Source organism: Lysinibacillus sp. NPDC097231, from assembly GCF_044761885.1.
GTDB lineage: Bacteria > Bacillota > Bacilli > Bacillales_A > Planococcaceae > Lysinibacillus.
In genome coordinates, this window is sequence record NZ_JBIWDH010000019.1 from 1 (window position 1) to 20,117 (window position 20,117).

The window sequence follows — 20,117 nt, forward strand, 5'->3', positions numbered from 1 at the left end:
GCAAAGAGGTCACACCCGTTCCCATACCGAACACGGAAGTTAAGCTCTTTAGCGCCGATGGTAGTTGGGGGCTTCCCCCTGTGAGAGTAGGACGTTGCTAGGCAATGAAGACAGTCAGCTGTGTGCTGGCTGTTTTTTTATGTAGAGCAAGAGAAGGGACACAATTTGCGCATTAGCATTAGCTATTCTAACTCAGCAACAAACAGATTCAGTGGTAATAGACACAAAAGCTTAAAGTAAAAGAAATAATATATTTTATATAGAATAAGGTGGACTATTTTATAAAGAAGTATTGCGTTTAAGATTTCTCTATGATATATTTATAAATGTCTTAAAGAGGTCCCGTGGTGTAGCGGTTAACATGCCTGCCTGTCACGCAGGAGATCGCCGGTTCGATCCCGGTCGGGACCGCCATTATAAATGATTATAAAGCTCTTATGATATTTAATATCATAAGAGCTTTTTTTGTAGCTTTTGAAAACCCCTTGCTATGCGAGGGGTTCCAAAGAGCTTCTAGCTATGGTCAAGAAAAAAACCCCAGCCGTACAATGAAATCAGGTCTGGTCAACCGACTTCGTACGAAAGGGGATCCAAATGGATAATAAAAGTTTAGCACACACAACATGGAATTGTAAGTATCACATCGTCTTTGCGCCAAAATATAGAAGGTAGATTATTTATGGACAAATCAAAGTAGATGTAGGTAGAATTCTTCGCCAGTTATGTGAAAGAAAAGGAGTAGAAATTATTGAAGCAACAGCATGTCCTGATCATATTCATATGTTGGTAAGTATTCCACCAAAATTAAGTGTTTCATCGTTTGTGGGTTATTTGAAAGGGAAAAGTAGTTTAATGATATTTGATCGACATGCGAACCTGAAATACAAATATGGAAACAGGAAGTTTTGGTGTCGCGGATATTATGTAGATACAGTAGGAAGAAACAGAAAAATCATTCAGGAATATATATAAAATCAATTACAAGAGGATATTCTTGAGGATCAAATGACCATGAAAGAATTTATTGATCCATTTACAGGAGAAGAAATAAAAGCAAAAAAACGAAGATAATAAAACCACTTTAGTGGTAGCGTGAAAACGGAGTGCGGTTGGCAGACCTTTCAGTGTGTCTTTAGACATGGGCCAGTACCCCAGCGTTTCACGCGTAGAGCAAACCACCAGTTAGACTGGTGGTTCTGATTTATGGATTCAAATTAAATATATCTCGTATAAACGGGCAGTTATTTATCAGACAGAAACCTTCGATCAATCTAGCTTAGCACTTAAATACCTTCTAAGGCATATGTATAGAAAGATCAATATAAAACAACGGTTGATTCTAAGGAGTAAAATAAGGGTAAAAATTGAAAAGTAATTGGTCTGTATACGGAGGTGTTTGCATGAGAAATAATTATTTCTTAAAACGTCTTTACATACCTTTGCTCATTGGTACCACGATGATGTTGGTGGGTTGTGGAGACCCTATTATAGACATTGAGGAATCCAATACGTATCACTGGCAAAAAAATATGAATGAAGAAGAATTCGAAAAATTAAAAGAGGGTATGACATATATGGAGGTAGTAAAAACTGCAGGAGGAGCAGGTAAAATGATTAAAAATAATCAATATCGCTGGAAGGATGAGATACTTATGACAAAAGCTTATATAGTACGATTTAAAGATGATAAATTAATTGATAAAGAGGTTATTGAAGTAAAGGGTTATTTAACACGAAAGTAGGCACGCCTTCTACAAAAGAAGGCGTGTTTTGATCTTCATTAAACTTCTTTCAGCAAATGCCTTTTGTATCGAAAGCGAAGCGGTAAATGTTTTATGCGCGAAAGCATAACGACAGCGCAGATACAGAAGTCTCCCACCTCTATAGGTGGTGAGATGAATGCGGTTTTAAGTCACTTTTCAGCGGGTTTCCAAACATCCGCTGAAATAGGGGAGCTCAGTCTAAGAACGCCACGTCCTGTGGCAATTTACTGTGCGAAAGCGAAGCGACAGCAACACGGTTTTATCTGTGCGAAAGCGAAGCGACAGCAATAACACACGACTGTGATCAACATCATGCTGTTGACGCTTCGCTTTCGCGCAAAAAACATCTGTTGGCCAAAAGCCTCCCGACGGATGTCATGCTTTTGTAGCGAGAAAACTTTTGAAAATCGTTGGATGCTTTGAACATTTACGATTGTTTCGGTAAACTAGAGGTAATGGAGCTAGGAAAGGAAAAAGAAATGATGTATGAAAAAATAATGAACTCACTTGACGATACTGAGCATTTTGCCTTAAAGCTTGCAAGCTTACTAGAAGCCCAGGATACGATTACATTAGAGGGTGATTTGGGTGCTGGAAAGACGACATTTACGAAGGCTTTAGCAAAGGGGCTTGGTGTACAAAGAACGGTTAATAGCCCAACATTTACGATTGTAAAGCAATATGAGGGACGTTTACCATTTAATCATTTAGATGTCTATCGTTTAGCAGAAAGCGATGAAGATCTTGGATGGGACGAACTATTTTATGGAGATGCTGTGTCAGTCGTAGAGTGGGCACATCTAATTGAACAGGATTTACCAAAGGAGCGTCTAGGAATAGAGATTTACCGAATCGGAGAAAATCAACGACGATTTGTGTTAACACCTCGTGGAAAGCGATATGAGTCATTATGTGAGGAGCTAATGAGATGATTTGGTTAGGGATTGAAACAGCGAATGCACCACTTTCTGTTGCTGTTGTAAGGGATGGAAAAGTGATTGCAGAGATTGTACAAAATATAAAATTAACACATTCGGTAGGAGCGATGCCAGCGGTTGAAGAATTGCTAAAAAAAGCTGGAATAAAGTCGGGTGAGTTGGATGCGATTGCTGTATCAGAAGGACCTGGTTCTTATACAGGTGTACGAATAGGTGTGACAATTGCAAAAACGTTAGCATGGACATTGAAAAAGCCTTTAGTTGGAATATCGAGTTTAAAGATATTGGCCGCAAATGCTGCTCTTTACAATGGATTTATTTGTCCTATTATTGATGCACGAAGAGAAAATGTCTATACGGCTGTTTATAAGGGTTCTAATCTTGAAGTAGTTATAGATGATTATCACGATCATATTGATGGCTTGTTAGAACGTTTAAAGGCTTTAGAGGCACCAGTTCTATTTGTTGGAGCAGATATAGATGTTTTTTGGCATAAAATCGTTGAGGTAATGGGTGAGCATGCTCAGCGTACGCCGTTTAGCAATGATTTACCACGAGCAAGTGAACTGATTCGACTAGCTACTAAAGTAGAGCTACCGAGTGTGGATGCAGTTCATCATTTTATTCCGCAATATAAACGCATTGCAGAGGCGGAGGCAAACTGGCTGAAGGAACAAAAGGAGAAGGCTCATGAGCAGTAATATAACGTATCGTAAAATGGAATCTGATGATGTACCAGCAGTATATGAAATTGAGCTTGCTACATTTCCTACACCATGGACACTAGATTCCTTTTACTATGAAGTGCATGAAAACCAGTATGCACATTACGTATTAGCTATGGATGAAAATGAAGGTATTATAGGTTTTTGTGGAATGTGGATGGTTATAGACGCAGCGCAAATTACGAATGTAGCCGTTATAGAGACAGCTCGTGGCCGTGGAATCGGTGAAGGATTGATGCGAGAGGCAATGCGTATTGCTAGAGACCATAGTATGGAAGTCATGAGTTTAGAGGTGCGAGTGACGAATACAGTTGCTCAAAACCTTTACCGGAAGCTTGATTTCCAAGATGGTGGCATACGGAAAGGATATTATACTGATAACGGGGAGGATGCCCTTGTCATGTGGGTGAATTTATGATGGAAAATCGAATTATATTAGCAATAGAATCAAGCTGTGATGAAACAGCAGCAGCGATTATTCGGAACGGCTCTGAAATTGTTTCGAATGTCGTTGCTTCTCAAATAGAAAGTCATAAACGATTTGGCGGGGTTGTACCTGAAATTGCATCTCGTCACCATGTTGAACAAATTACAGTAGTTATTGAAGAAGCTTTAGCTCAGGCAAATATGAAACCTACTGATTTAGATGCGGTTGCAGTTACTGAAGGACCAGGCCTTGTAGGTGCATTGTTAATTGGAATTAATGCCGCGAAGGCCTTTGCCTTTGCAAATAATTTACCGATTATCGGTGTACATCATATAGCTGGGCATATATATGCTAATGCACTAGTGCAGCCAATGGAATTCCCATTATTAGCACTAGTTGTATCAGGTGGCCATACTGAGCTAGTTTATATGAAAGAACATGGCTCTTTTGAGGTCATCGGTGAGACGAGAGATGATGCAGCCGGTGAGGCTTATGATAAGGTTGCGCGAGTCCTAGATTTACCGTATCCAGGAGGACCGCGTATTGATAAACTAGCACACGAGGGGGATGAGGCTGTATCCTTTCCACGAGTGTGGTTAGAAGAAGATTCTTATGATTTTAGCTTTAGTGGCCTGAAATCAGCAGTTATCAATTATAAGCATAACATGGATCAACGCGGTGAAGACATTTCTCCTACTGCCGTTGCAAAAGGATTTCAGGATAGCGTAGTTGAAGTGCTAACAGCAAAAACATTAAGGGCTGCGCGTGAATATAAAGTTAAACAAGTTATTGCGGCTGGAGGTGTTGCGGCTAATAAGGGATTGCGCACATCACTTGAGATGGTATTTGCTGAGGAAGGCATACCATTTTTCGTACCACCATTAAAACTATGTACAGATAACGCCGCGATGATAGGAGCGGCGGCAACACCAATGTTTGAAGCGAATATCCGCAGTAATTTATCGATGAATGGTCGCCCTGGGATGGAGCTAAAATCCTGGGTATAAAACGGAAGGGGTATCTTAGATTTGATTCTATGATACCTCTTTTGATTTTTGAAAAAATTGTAGAAAAAGATTGGAAATAGAACTGTTTAATTAACTAATTTTTCAGAAAATTATCCACAGGTTAGGTTGAAAAATATACTGCGAACATTCGTACTTATGCACAAAATGTTGATAACTTGTGTATAACTTGTGATTATTCTATATCTAGTGGTGTGTTTTTCACAAAATGATGTGAAAAAAATAATTTGATATTGTGGACAATGTGGAAAAGTCTGTTGATATGTTGGTATTACTAGATTTATTATGTGTATAAAGTTGTGGGCATTTTTTGTCGAAAAATAGCACTTGACCAATATATATGAAAAATGGAGGCGAGTAAAGGAAAAAGCCATGTGACAGGCACATGACTTTACGTAATTTTACACAATAATATTTTCGAGTTCCTCGTTTAGCTCAAGCCATTCCATCTCAAATAGCTCATGCTGTTCCTTAACAGTGGATAATTTACCTTGGAGCTTTGTAATTTTTTCGTGATCTGTAAAAATTTCAGGATCACAAAGAGCTTCTTCTAAATCAGCTATTTCAATAGTTACTTTTTGCATTTTTTCCTCTAGCTCTTCAATGGAACGTCTAATTTGGCGCTCTCGTTTTTTAGCCTCTTTATCAATCATAGAGGTTGAAGTTTTCTCAGGTATCTTTATTTGTGATTGAGGTTGAGTGGTAGCTTTCATCTGTGCTATTTCCAATAGCTCTTGTTTCTTTTCAAGATAATAATCATAGTCTCCTAGGTACTCAAAGGAACCATCACCAGACAGTTCGATTACTTTAGTAGCAATTCGGTTAATGAAATATCGATCATGTGATACAAATAGGAGTGTACCAGGATAATCGATTAATGCATTTTCGAGTATCTCTTTACTGTCTAAATCTAAGTGGTTTGTAGGTTCATCGAGAATTAAGAAATTTGCCTTTTGCATCATCAATTTGGCCAGTGCCAGTCGTGCCTTCTCTCCACCAGATAAAGATGTCACGGTTTTATCTACATCGTCTCCTGAGAATAAGAAACGACCTAGCACTGTGCGAATATCTTTCTCATTCATTAATGGCCATTCATCCCATAGCTCTTTTAGTACACTTTTATTACTCGATAGCTTTGCCTGTTCCTGATCATAATAACCAATTTGAACATTTGTGCCATAGCGGATCTCTCCTGAGAGTGGCTGTAAATCTTTTACGATGGTTTTTAATAAAGTTGATTTACCAACTCCATTTGGACCAACAAGTGCAATACGGTCCTCACGGAAAGTCCTTAAAGTGATGCCGTTTGATATTTTCTTATCCCCATAACCTACAGCTAAGTTATCAATAGATAATACATCATTACCACTTTGACGCTCTATCGTAAAACCAAAGCTTGCTGACTTTTCATCGCCATCAGGGGACTCCATCCATTCTGTTCGTTCGAGCATTTTACGACGACTTTGTGCCATTTTAGTAGTAGAAGCACGGGCAATATTTTTTTGGATAAATTCCTCGAGTTTGGCTTTTTCATCTTGCTGGCGCTCAAATAACTTTACGTCACGCTCATAACTTTTCGCCTTTTCGTCTAAATAGGCACTATAATTGCCAGTATATTTTGTAACGCGATGACGGGAGACTTCATAGACGACAGAAACAACCTGATCTAGGAAGTAGCGGTCATGAGAAACAATTAAAATAGCACCTTCATAGCCTTTTAAGTAAGATTCCAGCCAAGAGAGTGTTTCAATATCTAAATGGTTTGTAGGCTCATCGAGTATTAATAGATCGGGTTTACTTAAAAGAAGCTTAGCAAGAGCTAAACGAGTTCTTTGTCCCCCTGACAATGAGCTAATTGGTTTATCATAATCTCCAGGATAAAATTGCATACCATGAAGTACAGAACGTGTATCAGATTCATATTGATAGCCACCAGCATCTTTAAAATTATGCTGTAAATGATCGTATTCAGACATTATCTTTGCATACAAAGTAGGGTTTTCATAAACAGCAGGATCGGCCATTTGTTGTTCTAGTGACCGAAGTGTTTGTTCTTGTGCAATAAGTGGTTCAAAAATTGTCATCATTTCGTTCCAAATTGATAACGTCGAGTTTAAACCAGCATGCTGCTCTAAATATCCGATTTGTATACCTTTAGGAATGATAATATCGCCAGAGTCATATGACATTTGACCAGCAATTATTTTAAGTAAAGTGGATTTACCCGCACCATTACGTCCTACTAAAGCTACGCGGTCACGGTGTTGGACCTCTAATTTAACGCCACTTAAAATTTCATCTACAAGGAAGGATTTATATAGTTGATTGACTTGTAAAACAATCATTCTTGACACCTCAATTCTTCCTTAGTGTAATGGATGAGAGATTTGCTTGCAATGTCGATGCTTTACTTATTCCAAGCTGTCATGTAAGATTGAAACGATTTCCCTTTAATTAATAGCGTAACAGCACCATTGACTAAGGAGAAATCCTTCAGTAAATACAATAAACTTTAAGCATGTATCATAAATAGTTTATACATTATTAAGGAGGAAAAAGTTTGAAACAAGAATTAAAAATTCCACAAGCTACTACCAAAAGACTTCCTCTTTACTATCGATTTATCCAAAACTTTGCGCAAGAAGGCATGGAACGCATTTCGTCGAAGGAACTAAGTGAAGCGATGAAAATTGATTCTGCAACAATTCGTCGTGACTTTTCTTATTTTGGCGCACTTGGGAAAAAGGGTTATGGTTACGATGTGCAGCATTTATTAAAATTTTTTAGTCAAACGCTCGATCAACATGAAACGACAAAAGTAGCGTTAATTGGCGTAGGGAATTTAGGTAGTGCTTTACTAAAATACAATTTTCAAAAAAATCATAATACCCACATCGTTGTAGCGTTCGATCCTAAGGCTCCAAAGGAAGGAAAAATGATTAGTAATATTCCCGTTTTCCACCCGGAATTATTGGAGGAAAAATATGCCGAATACGGAGCGGAGCTTGCGATTTTAACGGTTTCCCCACACTCTGCACAGAAGATGGCAGACCGATTAGCAGCAATGAACGCAAAAGGTATTTTAAACTTTACACCAGAGCGTATTACCGTACCAGATAAAATGCAGCTTTTAACAATAGATTTGTCGGTAGAATTGCAGGCACTCATTTATTTAATTCGCAATCAAGAAGAGTGAAATTTGTACATAATTAAACGTATAGTTCACAGTCTCTGTACAGTAGAAGTATTAAATAAATCGAGAAATAATCCTACTAGAGTGACGAAAAAAGTTCACATATAATTAAATAGCAAAATGACGAAAGATGCGTTAAAATGATGGATATAAAGAGGAGGTGGCTGAAATGGGTCCAATAGGTCCAATGAGCCTCATTATTATCGGAGTTGTCGCTTTACTAATTTTTGGCCCTAAGAAGTTACCAGAGCTTGGTAAGGCATTCGGTTCAACACTACGTGAATTCAAAAATGCTACTAAAGGATTAGCAGACGATGACGATGATGACAAGAAAAAGAAAGAACTAGATAAGTAAGTTAGGATGTTGAGGAATGAATCCAAAAGATCTAACTGTTATTGAGCATATAGAAGAATTAAGAAAACGGCTTTTCATTGTTGCCGTTTTCTTTGTTCTTGCTATGGTTGCTGGCTTTTTTGTTGCAAAGCCAATTGTTAAATATCTTCAAATTACTGGGGAATCTTACAATATAGTACTCCATTCATTTGATGTAGTAACACCACTTTCAATTTATATCCAAGTTATTTTTTTAATATCATTAATTCTTTCTTCGCCGATATTGATGTACCAATTGTGGGCATTTATAAGTCCTGGACTAAGGGACATAGAACGAAAAGCAACCTTAAAGTATATTCCGTATGCGTTTTTATTGTTTTTAGCAGGGTTGTCCTTTTCATTCTTTTACTTATTTCCTTATGTCATAAAATTTATGATGGGTTTATCGAATGAATTAGAAGTACAGCCGACAATTGGCATAAAGGAGTATTTTTCATTTTTATTTAGACTTACAATACCATTTGGTTTCCTTTTCCAATTACCGATTGTAGTCCTATTCTTTTCACGTATCGGAATGTTATCTCCAGAAATACTAGTTCGTTTTCGAAAGTATTCTTATTTTGGTTTGTTTGTGTGTGCTGCCATTATTGCACCACCTGAATTAGCTTCACACTTAATGGTTTCAGTACCATTGTTTATGCTATATGAAGTTAGTATTATGATTTCTCGTATCGGTTACAAGAAATACTTAAAATCAGAGGAACTACGTTTGAAGGAAGAACAGGAAGCTGAACAAAAGCGTCAGGTTGAAGAGGCACTAGAACAGCAGCGACTTCAAATCGAAGAATTAAATCAACAATAATGGTAGAAGCTCGATGCATCTTAATAGCATCGAGCTTTTTTGGTGTAATTGGATAAGTGGGAAAGTACAAAAATATGGTATAGATCATTAATGCAATAAAAAATCAGTGGGATGAAAAACTCCCACTGATTTTTATTGCATTTTTTCTAGTTCTTCAAGAAACTTTTGCAATGGTTCTGCATACACTTGTACAAGGGTCACAAAACCATTAAGCATGACGTGTGCAATGATTGACGTCCATATGCGTTTTGTTTTGTGATATAAGAAGGCAAAAATCAATCCACAAATTGTATAAAGCAAGATATGTGAGAAGTCGAAGTGAATAACTGCAAAGAAAATTGCACTTACTATAGCGGCAACCCAGAAATTAGTTGTTTGGACAAGCGATCCAAATATAACACGGCGGAAGACGAATTCCTCTAAAATTGGTCCAAATACGACGATTGCTAATATCGCGATTGGAGCGCCTTTTGCAATGGCTACAATATCAGCAGTGTTTTGTGACCCGCCTTTGATACCAAATACGGCCATTTCGATAGCGGCACCAATCATTTGACCAAAGAATACTAAGAAGAAACCAAGAATTCCCCATACTATTGTGAGTGGGATAGTTTCTTTTTTTCCTTGATAGATATTCCAAAACGCTTTATCACGAGAGGTTAGAACTAAACTTAGAATTAATGCAATGGCAAAGCTAAGTGCGATATACCAGCCTTGCGTAAGTGGAGCAGCTTGTTCATGAGGTAACCCGGTTGTACTCATAACAAGTTGATGAAACGGTTTTAACAGCCATCTGCCTGATAACTGCATGAGAATATAGATAAGCAAAACATAAAGAGCTGTTTTTTTATGTTTATTTACTTTTTGAGAATTACTCACAGTCAAAATCCTTTCCATTTATAAGCTACCTTTCTATTGTAGTGGAATATGGAAAGAAAACAAAATTTTTCGAAGTTCCGGCTTGCAAAAAAAAGTGTGATTGATTATCATAATATTGTATTAGCACTCAACTGTATAGAGTGCTAATAAAATTTCAACACATACATTTAATTAATAGGAGGTTGTTTCACTTGTTAAGACCACTAGGAGATCGTATTGTAATTGAACTAATCGAGGTAGAAGAAAAGTCTGCATTCGGTATTGTCCTACCAGACTCTGCAAAAGAAAAGCCACAAGAAGGTAAAGTTGTAGCAGTTGGGACAGGTCGTGTATTAGAGAACGGACAACGTGTAGAGCTTGACGTTAAAGTTGACGACCGCATTATTTTCTCTAAATACTCTGGTACAGAAGTTAAATATGAGGGTAATGAATACTTAATTTTACGCGAAAGCGATATTCTTGCAATTATTGAATAAACCAACGCTTTATTTTGCTTTAATAAAGTTAATGCCTTCAGTGTTTGTCACAGATGGGATAGTGATAAGACTGTATGGCGAAATGTTAAAATATATTGATGAAGCTTAACGAATATTCCATTTCAGGAGGGTAAATTCACATGGCAAAAGATATTAAATTCTCAGAAGAAGCTCGTTCATTAATGCTACAAGGTGTAGATAAATTAGCAAATGCAGTAAAAGTTACTTTAGGGCCTAAAGGTCGTAATGTAGTTTTAGAAAAAAAATTCGGTTCACCACTTATTACAAATGACGGTGTAACAATTGCTAAAGAAATTGAGTTAGAAAACCCGTACGAAAACATGGGTGCAAAATTAGTGGCAGAGGTTGCTTCTAAAACAAACGAAATCGCTGGTGATGGTACAACAACAGCAACAGTACTAGCTCAAGCAATTATTCGTGAAGGCTTGAAAAACGTAACAGCTGGTGCAAACCCTGTAGGTATCCGTAAAGGGATCGACAAAGCAGTTGCAGCAGCACTTACAGAATTACACGCTATTTCTCGCCCAGTAAGCAATAAAGAGGAAATTGCACAAGTTGCTGCAATCTCAGCTGCGGATGAAGAAGTAGGTCAATTAATTGCAGAAGCAATGGAACGTGTAGGTAACGATGGTGTTATTACTATCGAAGAATCTAAAGGCTTCACAACTGAGCTTGATGTAGTAGAGGGTATGCAATTCGACCGTGGTTATGCATCACACTACATGGTTACAGATACAGATAAAATGGAAGCGGTACTAGACAACCCATTCATTTTAATTACGGATAAAAAAATTACAAACATCCAAGAAGTATTGCCATTATTAGAGCAGGTAGTACAACAAGGTCGCCCACTTTTAATCATTGCTGAAGATGTTGAAGGTGAAGCTCTTGCAACTCTTGTAGTGAATAAACTTCGTGGTACATTCAATGCTGTAGCGGTTAAAGCACCAGGATTTGGCGACCGTCGTAAAGCAATGCTGGAAGATATCGCAATTTTAACAGGTGGTCAAGTAATTACAGAAGAATTAGGCTTAGACCTTAAATCAGCAGATATTACATCACTTGGTCGTGCTGCGAAAGTTGTTGTCACAAAAGACAATACAACAATCGTAGAAGGCGTTGGCGGTGCAGATGCAATCGAAGGCCGCATTGGTCAAATCCGTGCTCAGCTTGCTGAAACAACTTCAGAATTCGATAAAGAAAAATTACAAGAACGCCTTGCAAAATTAGCAGGTGGTGTAGCAGTAATCAAAGTTGGTGCTGCAACAGAAACAGAACTAAAAGAACGCAAACTTCGCATTGAAGATGCACTTAATTCAACTCGTGCAGCTGTTGAAGAAGGTATCGTATCAGGTGGTGGTACAGCACTTCTTAACGTCTATGCAGCAGTTGAAAAAGTGGCAGATGCAGAAGAAGGCGATATAACAACTGGTGTGAAAATCGTTCTACGTGCTTTAGAAGAGCCAGTTCGTCAAATCGCAAACAATGCAGGTCTTGAAGGCTCAATTATCGTGGATCGCCTAAAACGCGAAGAAATCGGTGTAGGCTTCAACGCAGCAACAGGCGAATGGGTGAACATGATGGAAGCGGGCGTAGTAGACCCAGCGAAAGTAACTCGCTCAGCACTACAAAACGCAGCATCAGTTGCAGCTCTATTCTTAACAACAGAAGCTGTTGTAGCAGACATTCCAGAAGCAGCTCCAGCAATGCCAGACATGTCTGGTATGGGCGGCATGCCAGGAATGATGTAAGGGTTTTTCCCTTCCATTTTGAGAAATAGTCACTGCTGTTATTCGCCCAATTTGTGAAGCAGTCATGTAAATAATTAATTTCAATAACAATAACCACTTCTCGGTAATCAAGAGGAGTGGTTTTTTGTTGCTTAAATTTGCATATCAAGATTTTTTAGATGACAGGAAATTTAAAAATACGAGCGAGGTGAACATTCAAAACTACAAAATGCTTTTAGGCAAATTCATTGATTATTGCGTGGACGAAAGAAGAAACTCTTTTGTTACAAGACCATTTCTGATGAAAGCAATTGTACTAAAAGTTATCAAAAATAATTTCGTACAAACTGTAGTAATAGGATTGTTTGTATTTGCCATGTTTATTGGTATATTCGTTGCTTTCATGTTTAAAGCAAAAATGGGTGGGACGATTAGAATTTCAAAATTGGTGGCTCCGATGTTGGAATCCAACTCGGACAATGTGTCGTAGTTGGGAACCATTGGTACGCTTGATGTGGTGAGAAGGTAATGTGTTTACCTGCTTGGCAATAGGTATGTAATAGCTTATGGCAGTATAATTATAGGTTATAGTGCAATAAGGAATGTTTACGCATTAAAGGGTATAATTAGAGGTTACACCCTGGCGCCGTCTCAAGTGGCGGACGTTAAATATATATTCATTGAACCCTGTTACAATCTTCTGTTATTATTATCCTAATTACATAATATAAACCAATACATAATTACATAAAGATAAAAAATTATTGAGGGGTAATAACATGAAGAGAAAAACAAAATCGGCAATTGTAATCATTGTAATATTGTTCACTTTTGGTGGAATTTTTGGTTATATCAAATCCACCGAACAAATAGAAAAACCTGTTCCTGAAAAAGAAAAAGCACTTGTTGAACATGATGGAGTAACGCTTGAAGATAAAATTGTTACAAAAGAAGAATTGCTATATCCTGATAACTTAATAGAGCACAAAGTGAACGAAGCCATTCATAGCATGTCTCATCAAAAAGTTGAAGCTAAAGTAAAATGGGGTCACACGCAAATAACACAAGCTAAAGTTGATCGATTGTTGGAAATTTCCAAAGAAAGCAATTATAAATATAAAGAACTTTACATTGAAATATTGGAAAGATGGTCAGAAGGTGATTTTTCTCATGCTGTAGAAGATCATAACGCAATTTGGGAGATGCAAGGAGGCGACGAATCAAGAAATTCAGGGAAAGCAATTCGTTTGTTGACTCCTGCTGAAGAGCAAGCTTATATTGAAAACAATTTAACATATGACTTATATGATAAATAACGCTCAGCAATATGTTTCTGCATTCTTTTTGTTTTTAGCGAAAATCAAGGTAATGTACGTCCGTTTTTTTATTTGAAAAAGCAAACTAGGAACTTCCTAGTTTGCTTTTGATCTCTTGTTTATTCAATATCGTTACATCTACTTGCAATTGCTTCTGAGACCAGCAAATAGATACAGGATGCAACTTATCGAGATAGATCAATTGTGTCTGAAAATCTTTATACGTATCGCGTATAGCAATTGTATTCAACAAATGCGGTGCTGTAATCGGCAATAAACCCGTTTTAAAAAGAGCTTCCTTCATTGTCCAGAACTCATAAAACAACTTTAATTGTTCTAGTTCTGCATGTTGCTGTAGTATCTGCAATTCATCCTGTGACATTGCAAATCGCATGACATCGTCGCTCACAAGTTTTATTTTTTCAACATCAATCCCAACACTACCTTCATGCGTCAGTGCAACAACAATCCATTCTCCAGAATGAGACAGATTAAAATCGCCTTTCCAACTATCGTTTCCTATCATATATGGACGACCTTGTTTATCTCGAGCAATTTGGATATGTTGCACATCGGTTAAATGTTGGATGGACCATCTGACAAGGATACTTCCTAGTAATGCTCTTTGTTGGTCTTTCCAATGCTTGTATTTTACTATCCTTAGCTGTTCATCATTGGAAAGGGAAGAGAGAAACATATCCCGTTCCGATTTTTTTAATTGTGGACCAATAGGAAGCGCAAATATGTGTCCGTCATTAAATGTTAGCATTATCCAACTTCAACAGGCTCTGGCTTAGGGAAATAACCCATTTTAATGCCATAATTAATCATATTACGAATAAAGGCTACATTCGGTACCGCGCATGTGATATCGGTATTCTCTAAGAATTTCTGTGTTTGGCGACAATCAAATACAAACGGAGAATCACTTGCTCCATCGCCTTCAAGCTGTGCAATGGCTAATGATAAATAGTCCTGCGCTTCCTCAGAATGATTCCCATTTAAAAGCCAGTTCGTATATGCCTGTGCCGTCACAATCTCTAACTCATACCCAAGTTCCTTAATCATGTTGATAAACGCAAGATAAGTTAGGGGAGCAGGATTACACAAATGGAATATATGTCCATTTGCCGCTGGCTGACTAGCTAGAGCTACTAGTGCTTGGCTTGCGTAATTAATCGGAGTAAAATCGACATGCCAATTAGCAGTTGGCGTTTTACCTAAATAAAGCATAGATTTTATCATTCGGTAAAAAGCATTATCGTCTATATTTCGTTGGAATTTTCCTGTCTCAGAATGGCATGTTAAATTTCCTACACGATATATTGAAACGAGAATATCATCGTGTATTGCATTTCGAACAAGGTTCTCAGCCACTAGCTTACTTTGCGTATAAACATTGTCGAGCTTTATATCATAATTAAAGTTGCCTTGCTCCTCGTTAAGGCCCCATTGATGTGCGGCAAGCTCCTCCGGAATCCCCATTGTTGAAACATAGTGGAAATGGACTCCTTTTTTACGCTTTGCGAGTTCAAGTAAATATTTAGTCCCTTCGACATTTACATCATTAAAATGATCTGCCGCACCGAAATGTCTTACATCAGCTCCACAATGTATAATGGCGTCAATTTCTTCCGTCATTGTCTGTTCATCTTCTTTTGATAAATCAAGTGCATGTTTACCTAAATCACCTTGTATAACGGTTATTCGATTTTTCATCAGGAGATCTATGTCATTGCCGAAATAAAATAGCATACTATCCTTTAGTTTTTCTTCGAGTGAAGTATGAGCATTTGGTCGAATCAGACAGTAGATATGTGCGGTTGTTTTCGTCAACAGCTCGTATAAAACATGACTGCCTAGGTAGCCAGTCGCTCCGGTCAACAAAACTGTATTCATAGGTAATGGTTTCACCGTTTGAAAAACTGAGTGGGCACTTGGCTCCATTAATTCCTTCACGATTAGGTTAGCGGATTGCTCCTGATTTTCATTATCCTCAGGCTGATAGTTACTAATATAATGATCAAGCTCAGCAATCGTTTGATGCTGGAAGAAATCTTGAATTTTTAAAAATGGAATATGCTTTTTAACTTGTACTAGTATCTCAAGTACTTTCAAAGAATGTCCACCAATGTGGAAGAAGTTATCATGAATTCCGACACGCTCAATACCAAGCACGTACTCCCAAGCATTTGCTAACAGCTGTTGTAGGTCATTTTCTGGTGCATCATATGGACTGTTGAGAGATGTAGATACTTCCATTGCGGCTAATTGTTTACGATCAATTTTGCCTGTTGGCGACAGCGGCATTTGTTGTAATTCAAAGAAGTGATCAGGAACCATATAATCTGGTAGATTACTTGTCAAATAATCTCTAATCGAGATTTGCTCTACTTGCATATCAACTGACGTAGTGTAGTATGCGGATAAAGTATTATTGCCATCTGAAATTTTCTTCGCCACAATAACAGCTTCTTGAATATGAGGATGATTACTTAATACCGTTTCGATCTCCCCAAGCTCTATACGAAAACCTCTTACTTTGATTTGTGAGTCTTTGCGCCCGACAAATTCAATAACACCGCTTGGCAATAAACGCACTAAATCACCTGTTCGATACATCAATTCATTGGATTTAAATAAATGGGGAACAAATGCTTCAGCCGTTTTTTCAGGTTGATTTAAATAGCCTGCCGCTAGACCTGCACCCGCGATACATAATTCTCCAGCTTCGTGAATAGGACAAAGCTGGCCTTCCTGATTAACAATATACATCTCATAATTGGCAATTGGCTTACCGATAGGAATACTTGCCTGAATGTCTTTTATCTCATCTTTCACCCTGTAATAAGAAGATAACACTGTACATTCTGTTGGCCCATAAACATTAATAATCTCTGTAGTTGTGCCAAACTTTTCTTGCCATCTTTGTACGACAGCGGGCATAAGAGCTTCTCCACCTACTGACAAATAGTTAAGTGAGGATAGTTTTACTCGATAGTCTTCGGAAAGGAATGTAGCAAGTTGTGTAAAAAATGCATTTGGAACAGTAGCTGTCGTTACTTGTTCTCGTTCAATCATATCGGCGAATGCTTCAACCGATATTCGTTCGATACTAGTTAACATATGTAATCTTGCACCTGAAAAGAAAGCTGTAAATGTTTCCGTCACAGATGGATCAAAGCTGTAGGAGATAAACTGAGAAAAGACGTCATCTTTTGTGGCTTGATAGATTTTTTGATTATCTGTAATCAGGTTAATAACGGCTTCATGCTTGAGCATTACTCCCTTTGGTTTGCCTGTCGACCCCGATGTATAAATAATATAGGCTAAGTCTGATGGGCTGAGATCACAGTGGATATTTTCTTTCGAATAGGATAGCTCCATCCGACTCAGGGTAAAGACGGTACGAGGTAGGGAATCATTATGTATACATTCATCAATCAATTGAGTATGTTCATCTTTTGTTAATATAAATGAGGCACCTGTGTCGTTCAAAAGGTAATGACAACGCTCTTTTGGATAGCTTGGATCGATAGGAACATAAATACCTCCTGCTTTTAATACGCCTAGCAAACTAATTACTGTCTCTTTACTTCGTTCCATGACAATTGCTACAAAATCACCCTTTTGAAGACCTTTAGCTACTAACATATGGGCAATCTGATTTGACTCTTCATTTAGCTGATGATAAGTCATCATGCCTCCTTCAAAAGACAGCGCTATCTTGTCAGCAAATTGTTTGGCAGCTTGATAAAACACTTCTGGTATTGATTTATTCTTATCATAATAGGTCTTTGTTTGATTTAAAGCCTGATATAAAAGCAAATCCTTCTCGTTTAACAGTTGTGTGCGATTGGATAAAGGATTTTGTTGTTCAGGTTGTTTTGTTTGACGTCGTGTTATTAAATCAAGGTCTCGTTTTATATTCAATCATTACAACTCCTATTTAAAGGGGACCGTCTAATAAGCCTATCAATAAGCAGAATTATATAGTCAATCAAAAAACAGCTCACGTTCTGCAAAGCGGTTAGATCCCGCAGTTGTATAATACAATCTGCGAGATACCTTATTTCGAACAAATGGTATTATGACTTTATTTCTGCTTATTCGATGGCCCCTATCATTTTTTCCTTCTTTTAGCTGGCAGTAAAACCCCACTTTAAGTTGATGAGGGTAAACTAAAGCAAATCAATTTCGCCTTGGCGTAATTGCGTCCGGATTTTGAATTGTGCTATTTGTAGGAAGTTAACCTAAAACCGTCACTTCCTGTGACAACGGTTAACTGACCTACATCGGTAAAAACGCCACGTCCTGTGGCTTTACCGAAATGACCGACATCGTGTTGGCCCTCGTGCAGGCCTCCTTTGAAAATCCGTGACATCCGCCGGAGGCTTTATCTTCATTCAGTGGGTGTCCAAACACCTACTGAATAAAGATAAAGGGGGCTCAACTGCCAATGAATGTCCGATTAGTTCTATCCTGTGTGAATCCTCTGAATGAAGGTTCACTTCATTATTTCACTTCAAATGTATTGACAACATTAAACAATTCATCTGACAAATCAGTCAGCACTTGGGCTTCTTCAGAAACTCTTTGTACAGTATTAAGTTGGGATGCAGAGGCTTCAGCTACTGCTCTCGTATTATCTCTCGAAAGGACCGAGAAGCCCTCCATATCTTTAACCGCAGAAGTTACTTCTTCCATACCGGCTGCCATTTCTTCAATCGTGGCGGATAGTTCTTGAAACTGTCCAGTAACATGATGTATCGAAGTTAAAATTTTACTAAATGATTTCTCAGAATCATTAATCATCACCAAACCATTATCAACCTCTTCCACAGCTCGTACCATTACATTTACTGATTCGTTCGTATCATGTTGGATATGTGAGATAAGGGTAGAAATTTCTCGAGCTGATGCTTCTGATTGCTCAGCAAGCTTACGAACTTCATCTGCTACAACAGCAAAGCCACTTCCAGCTTCTCCAGCACGAGCAGCTTCTATTGCTGCATTCAATGCTAATAAATTTGTTTGAGAAGCAATGCCTGTAATAATACCAACGATTTCTTCAATTTTACTTGAATGCTCACCAAGCATTTTTACGGAAGCGGCTGATTGATTCACCGCTTTACTAATTGCATTCATTTGAGCGACAGATTTATTTGTAGAGTCGTTTCCTTTTTCAGCTTCCTCTGAAGCAAGAATAGAAGATTCAGAGATTTGATTTGATGTCATGGCAATGCGTTGAATACCAATGCTCATTTCTTCAATAGTAATGGCACTTTCTTTTGCTTTTTGAACTTGTAAATCAGCGCCACTAGCAATCTCTTGCATGGATGAGGCTACACCATTGTATGAATCTGTTGCTTCCTGCATGTTTGTGGATAAAACATTTGCAGTGTTTGAAACTTGAGCAGAAACGTTTGTTGCACTTTTAATAACTGTTTTCAAATTCTCAATCATGGAATTAAAGTTTTGCGTAAGTAGGCCCACTTCATCTGTTGATTTTACAGGTAAAGGCTCAAGCTCTAAATTACCTTCTGCTACTTTTTTAGATTGTTGAGAAAGTTGTTGGATTGGTGTCAATTTCCTTCTTAAAAGCGAGTAAACCGCAATAGAAGCACCAACTAAGAAAATTACTGTAACTAAAAGAGTCCATAATACTTCGGACATTGCCTTAGCGTTTACCATCGATACATCATAGTCGATTGCGTAAGCTGCTAAAATAGTCCCGTTTTCATCCAAAATAGGTGTAAGTCCTGTTTTATAGCTACCAAACTCATCACTATATATTTCAGTAGCAGTAGCTTTCTGCGTATCAAAAACCTCTTTAATCCGTGCAAGGAAATCTTCAGATAGCCCCATTGCTATCATATCCTGATTATATTCGGCGCCTGTATCCAGTACACTAGATGAAAGAACTGGTGCATTTATTTTCTCTCCATCTACAGTAATGATAAAGAGGTTAGTGATAATATCTGAATGATCGTTTATATCATCCATTTCTTTTGTTAGACGAAGGACATCTGGGTTTTTAGCGTTTGGCTCCTTCAATACAGAGTACAATGTCTTTTGATCGATAGTCTTTGATAGTATCATCCCTTTATCAAAAAGAGATTGATCCATATCTTTTAAATTACTAGTCTTTACTATATAATAGGAAAGACCTAGAGTAACTAATCCGAATAATAATAAAATACTTAGCATTATAGCTGTTAATTTCATACTGATGGACATATACTGTTTCTTGCTTTTCTTCATGCTCTTCCTCCTAAAATTATATACAAGACATATTTTAAGTAAAAAAAGGGACAATCGTAGCTGAGATAGTCAATAGTAATGAGAAGCAAATGTTACAATTGGTAGTCCGTTTGTAACGAATCATGGAAGACTCTGTACCTTTTTATTAAAATATTTATGAATGT

Annotated in this window: 19 protein-coding genes, 1 tRNA gene, 1 rRNA gene and 1 pseudogene; 16 read left to right on the plus strand and 6 right to left on the minus strand. The window is 37.7% G+C overall.

Annotation, left to right across the window (positions count from 1 at the left end; all coding sequences use genetic code 11):
* The 9 genes and pseudogenes from rrf to tsaD form a co-directional block, all read left to right on the plus strand.
* Positions 1-103, plus strand: a 5S ribosomal RNA gene (gene rrf, locus ACIQXF_RS12645); the annotation flags it as partial.
* Positions 104-338: 235 nt separating this feature from the next.
* Positions 339-414 (plus strand) — tRNA-Asp (locus tag ACIQXF_RS12650).
* Between the two features lie 180 nt (positions 415-594).
* A pseudogene (gene tnpA / locus ACIQXF_RS12655) lies at positions 595-1,071 on the plus strand (IS200/IS605 family transposase).
* 329 nt (positions 1,072-1,400) lie between these two features.
* Positions 1,401-1,742 carry a hypothetical protein gene (locus tag ACIQXF_RS12660; protein WP_402783374.1) on the plus strand — a complete coding sequence of 114 codons (342 nt, stop codon included), beginning with the start codon at positions 1,401-1,403 and terminating at the stop codon, positions 1,740-1,742.
* Between the two features lie 93 nt (positions 1,743-1,835).
* Positions 1,836-2,054, plus strand: coding sequence for a hypothetical protein (locus tag ACIQXF_RS12665; RefSeq protein WP_402783376.1), 219 nt, complete (start codon positions 1,836-1,838; stop codon positions 2,052-2,054).
* A gap of 191 nt (positions 2,055-2,245) precedes the next feature.
* Complete coding sequence (tsaE, locus tag ACIQXF_RS12670) at positions 2,246-2,695, plus strand: tRNA (adenosine(37)-N6)-threonylcarbamoyltransferase complex ATPase subunit type 1 TsaE (protein ID WP_402783504.1); 450 nt, start codon at positions 2,246-2,248, stop codon at positions 2,693-2,695.
* The gene (tsaB, locus tag ACIQXF_RS12675; protein WP_402783378.1) at positions 2,692-3,402 is read left to right on the plus strand and encodes a tRNA (adenosine(37)-N6)-threonylcarbamoyltransferase complex dimerization subunit type 1 TsaB; all 711 of its coding nucleotides are present in this window, start codon (positions 2,692-2,694) and stop codon (positions 3,400-3,402) included. Before tsaE ends, tsaB begins: the two co-directional genes overlap by 4 nt.
* Positions 3,392-3,844 carry a ribosomal protein S18-alanine N-acetyltransferase gene (rimI, locus tag ACIQXF_RS12680; protein ID WP_402783380.1) on the plus strand — a complete coding sequence of 151 codons (453 nt, stop codon included), beginning with the start codon at positions 3,392-3,394 and terminating at the stop codon, positions 3,842-3,844. Before tsaB ends, rimI begins: the two co-directional genes overlap by 11 nt.
* Positions 3,844-4,860 carry a tRNA (adenosine(37)-N6)-threonylcarbamoyltransferase complex transferase subunit TsaD gene (gene tsaD / locus ACIQXF_RS12685; protein WP_402783506.1) on the plus strand — a complete coding sequence of 339 codons (1,017 nt, stop codon included), beginning with the start codon at positions 3,844-3,846 and terminating at the stop codon, positions 4,858-4,860. The genes rimI and tsaD overlap by 1 nt, the downstream gene beginning before the upstream one ends.
* Before the next feature lie 419 nt (positions 4,861-5,279).
* On the opposite strand, the gene ACIQXF_RS12690 is transcribed toward tsaD, so the two are convergent.
* On the minus strand, positions 5,280-7,223 hold the full coding sequence (locus ACIQXF_RS12690; protein ID WP_402783508.1) for an ABC-F family ATP-binding cassette domain-containing protein: 1,944 nt from the start codon (positions 7,221-7,223) through the stop codon (positions 5,280-5,282).
* A 215-nt stretch (positions 7,224-7,438) separates the two neighbouring features.
* Here ACIQXF_RS12690 and ACIQXF_RS12695 point away from each other — a divergent pair, with 215 nt between their 5' ends.
* From ACIQXF_RS12695 to tatC, 3 genes are all read left to right on the plus strand, one after another.
* Complete coding sequence (locus tag ACIQXF_RS12695; protein ID WP_402783382.1) at positions 7,439-8,074, plus strand: redox-sensing transcriptional repressor Rex; 636 nt, start codon at positions 7,439-7,441, stop codon at positions 8,072-8,074.
* 166 nt (positions 8,075-8,240) lie between these two features.
* Positions 8,241-8,426: a twin-arginine translocase TatA/TatE family subunit gene (locus tag ACIQXF_RS12700; protein ID WP_402783384.1), complete on the plus strand. Its 186-nt coding sequence runs from the start codon at positions 8,241-8,243 to the stop codon at positions 8,424-8,426.
* 16 nt (positions 8,427-8,442) lie between these two features.
* Positions 8,443-9,267, plus strand: coding sequence for a twin-arginine translocase subunit TatC (gene tatC / locus ACIQXF_RS12705; RefSeq protein ID WP_402783386.1), 825 nt, complete (start codon positions 8,443-8,445; stop codon positions 9,265-9,267).
* A 132-nt stretch (positions 9,268-9,399) separates the two neighbouring features.
* Here the strand turns inward: tatC and ACIQXF_RS12710 are convergent, their stop codons facing one another.
* Complete coding sequence (locus ACIQXF_RS12710; protein WP_402783388.1) at positions 9,400-10,164, minus strand: CPBP family glutamic-type intramembrane protease; 765 nt, start codon at positions 10,162-10,164, stop codon at positions 9,400-9,402.
* A 173-nt stretch (positions 10,165-10,337) separates the two neighbouring features.
* Between ACIQXF_RS12710 and groES the strand changes: the two genes are divergently transcribed.
* The 4 genes from groES to ACIQXF_RS12730 all read left to right on the plus strand — a co-directional run bounded on the left by groES (position 10,338) and on the right by ACIQXF_RS12730 (position 13,689).
* The gene (groES, locus tag ACIQXF_RS12715) at positions 10,338-10,622 is read left to right on the plus strand and encodes a co-chaperone GroES (protein ID WP_053584792.1); all 285 of its coding nucleotides are present in this window, start codon (positions 10,338-10,340) and stop codon (positions 10,620-10,622) included.
* Positions 10,623-10,762: 140 nt separating this feature from the next.
* Entirely contained in the window at positions 10,763-12,394 is a 1,632-nt protein-coding gene (groL, locus tag ACIQXF_RS12720) for a chaperonin GroEL (protein ID WP_402783391.1), read from the plus strand.
* A 127-nt stretch (positions 12,395-12,521) separates the two neighbouring features.
* On the plus strand, positions 12,522-12,863 hold the full coding sequence (locus tag ACIQXF_RS12725) for a hypothetical protein (RefSeq protein WP_402783393.1): 342 nt from the start codon (positions 12,522-12,524) through the stop codon (positions 12,861-12,863).
* A 289-nt stretch (positions 12,864-13,152) separates the two neighbouring features.
* A complete protein-coding gene (locus ACIQXF_RS12730) occupies positions 13,153-13,689 on the plus strand; it encodes a DUF6241 domain-containing protein (protein WP_402783394.1) in 537 nt (178 codons plus the stop codon).
* Positions 13,690-13,774: 85 nt separating this feature from the next.
* On the opposite strand, the gene ACIQXF_RS12735 is transcribed toward ACIQXF_RS12730, so the two are convergent.
* The 4 genes from ACIQXF_RS12735 to ACIQXF_RS12750 all read right to left on the minus strand — a co-directional run bounded on the left by ACIQXF_RS12735 (position 13,775) and on the right by ACIQXF_RS12750 (position 19,953).
* On the minus strand, positions 13,775-14,458 hold the full coding sequence (locus tag ACIQXF_RS12735; protein WP_402783396.1) for a 4'-phosphopantetheinyl transferase family protein: 684 nt from the start codon (positions 14,456-14,458) through the stop codon (positions 13,775-13,777).
* The gene (locus ACIQXF_RS12740; protein WP_402783398.1) at positions 14,458-17,622 is read right to left on the minus strand and encodes an amino acid adenylation domain-containing protein; all 3,165 of its coding nucleotides are present in this window, start codon (positions 17,620-17,622) and stop codon (positions 14,458-14,460) included. Before ACIQXF_RS12740 ends, ACIQXF_RS12735 begins: the two co-directional genes overlap by 1 nt.
* 301 nt (positions 17,623-17,923) lie before the next feature.
* The gene (locus ACIQXF_RS12745) at positions 17,924-18,073 is read right to left on the minus strand and encodes a hypothetical protein (protein WP_402783400.1); all 150 of its coding nucleotides are present in this window, start codon (positions 18,071-18,073) and stop codon (positions 17,924-17,926) included.
* Positions 18,074-18,204: 131 nt separating this feature from the next.
* Positions 18,205-19,953 carry a methyl-accepting chemotaxis protein gene (locus ACIQXF_RS12750; RefSeq protein ID WP_402783402.1) on the minus strand — a complete coding sequence of 583 codons (1,749 nt, stop codon included), beginning with the start codon at positions 19,951-19,953 and terminating at the stop codon, positions 18,205-18,207.
* Positions 19,954-20,117 lie beyond the last annotated feature (164 nt).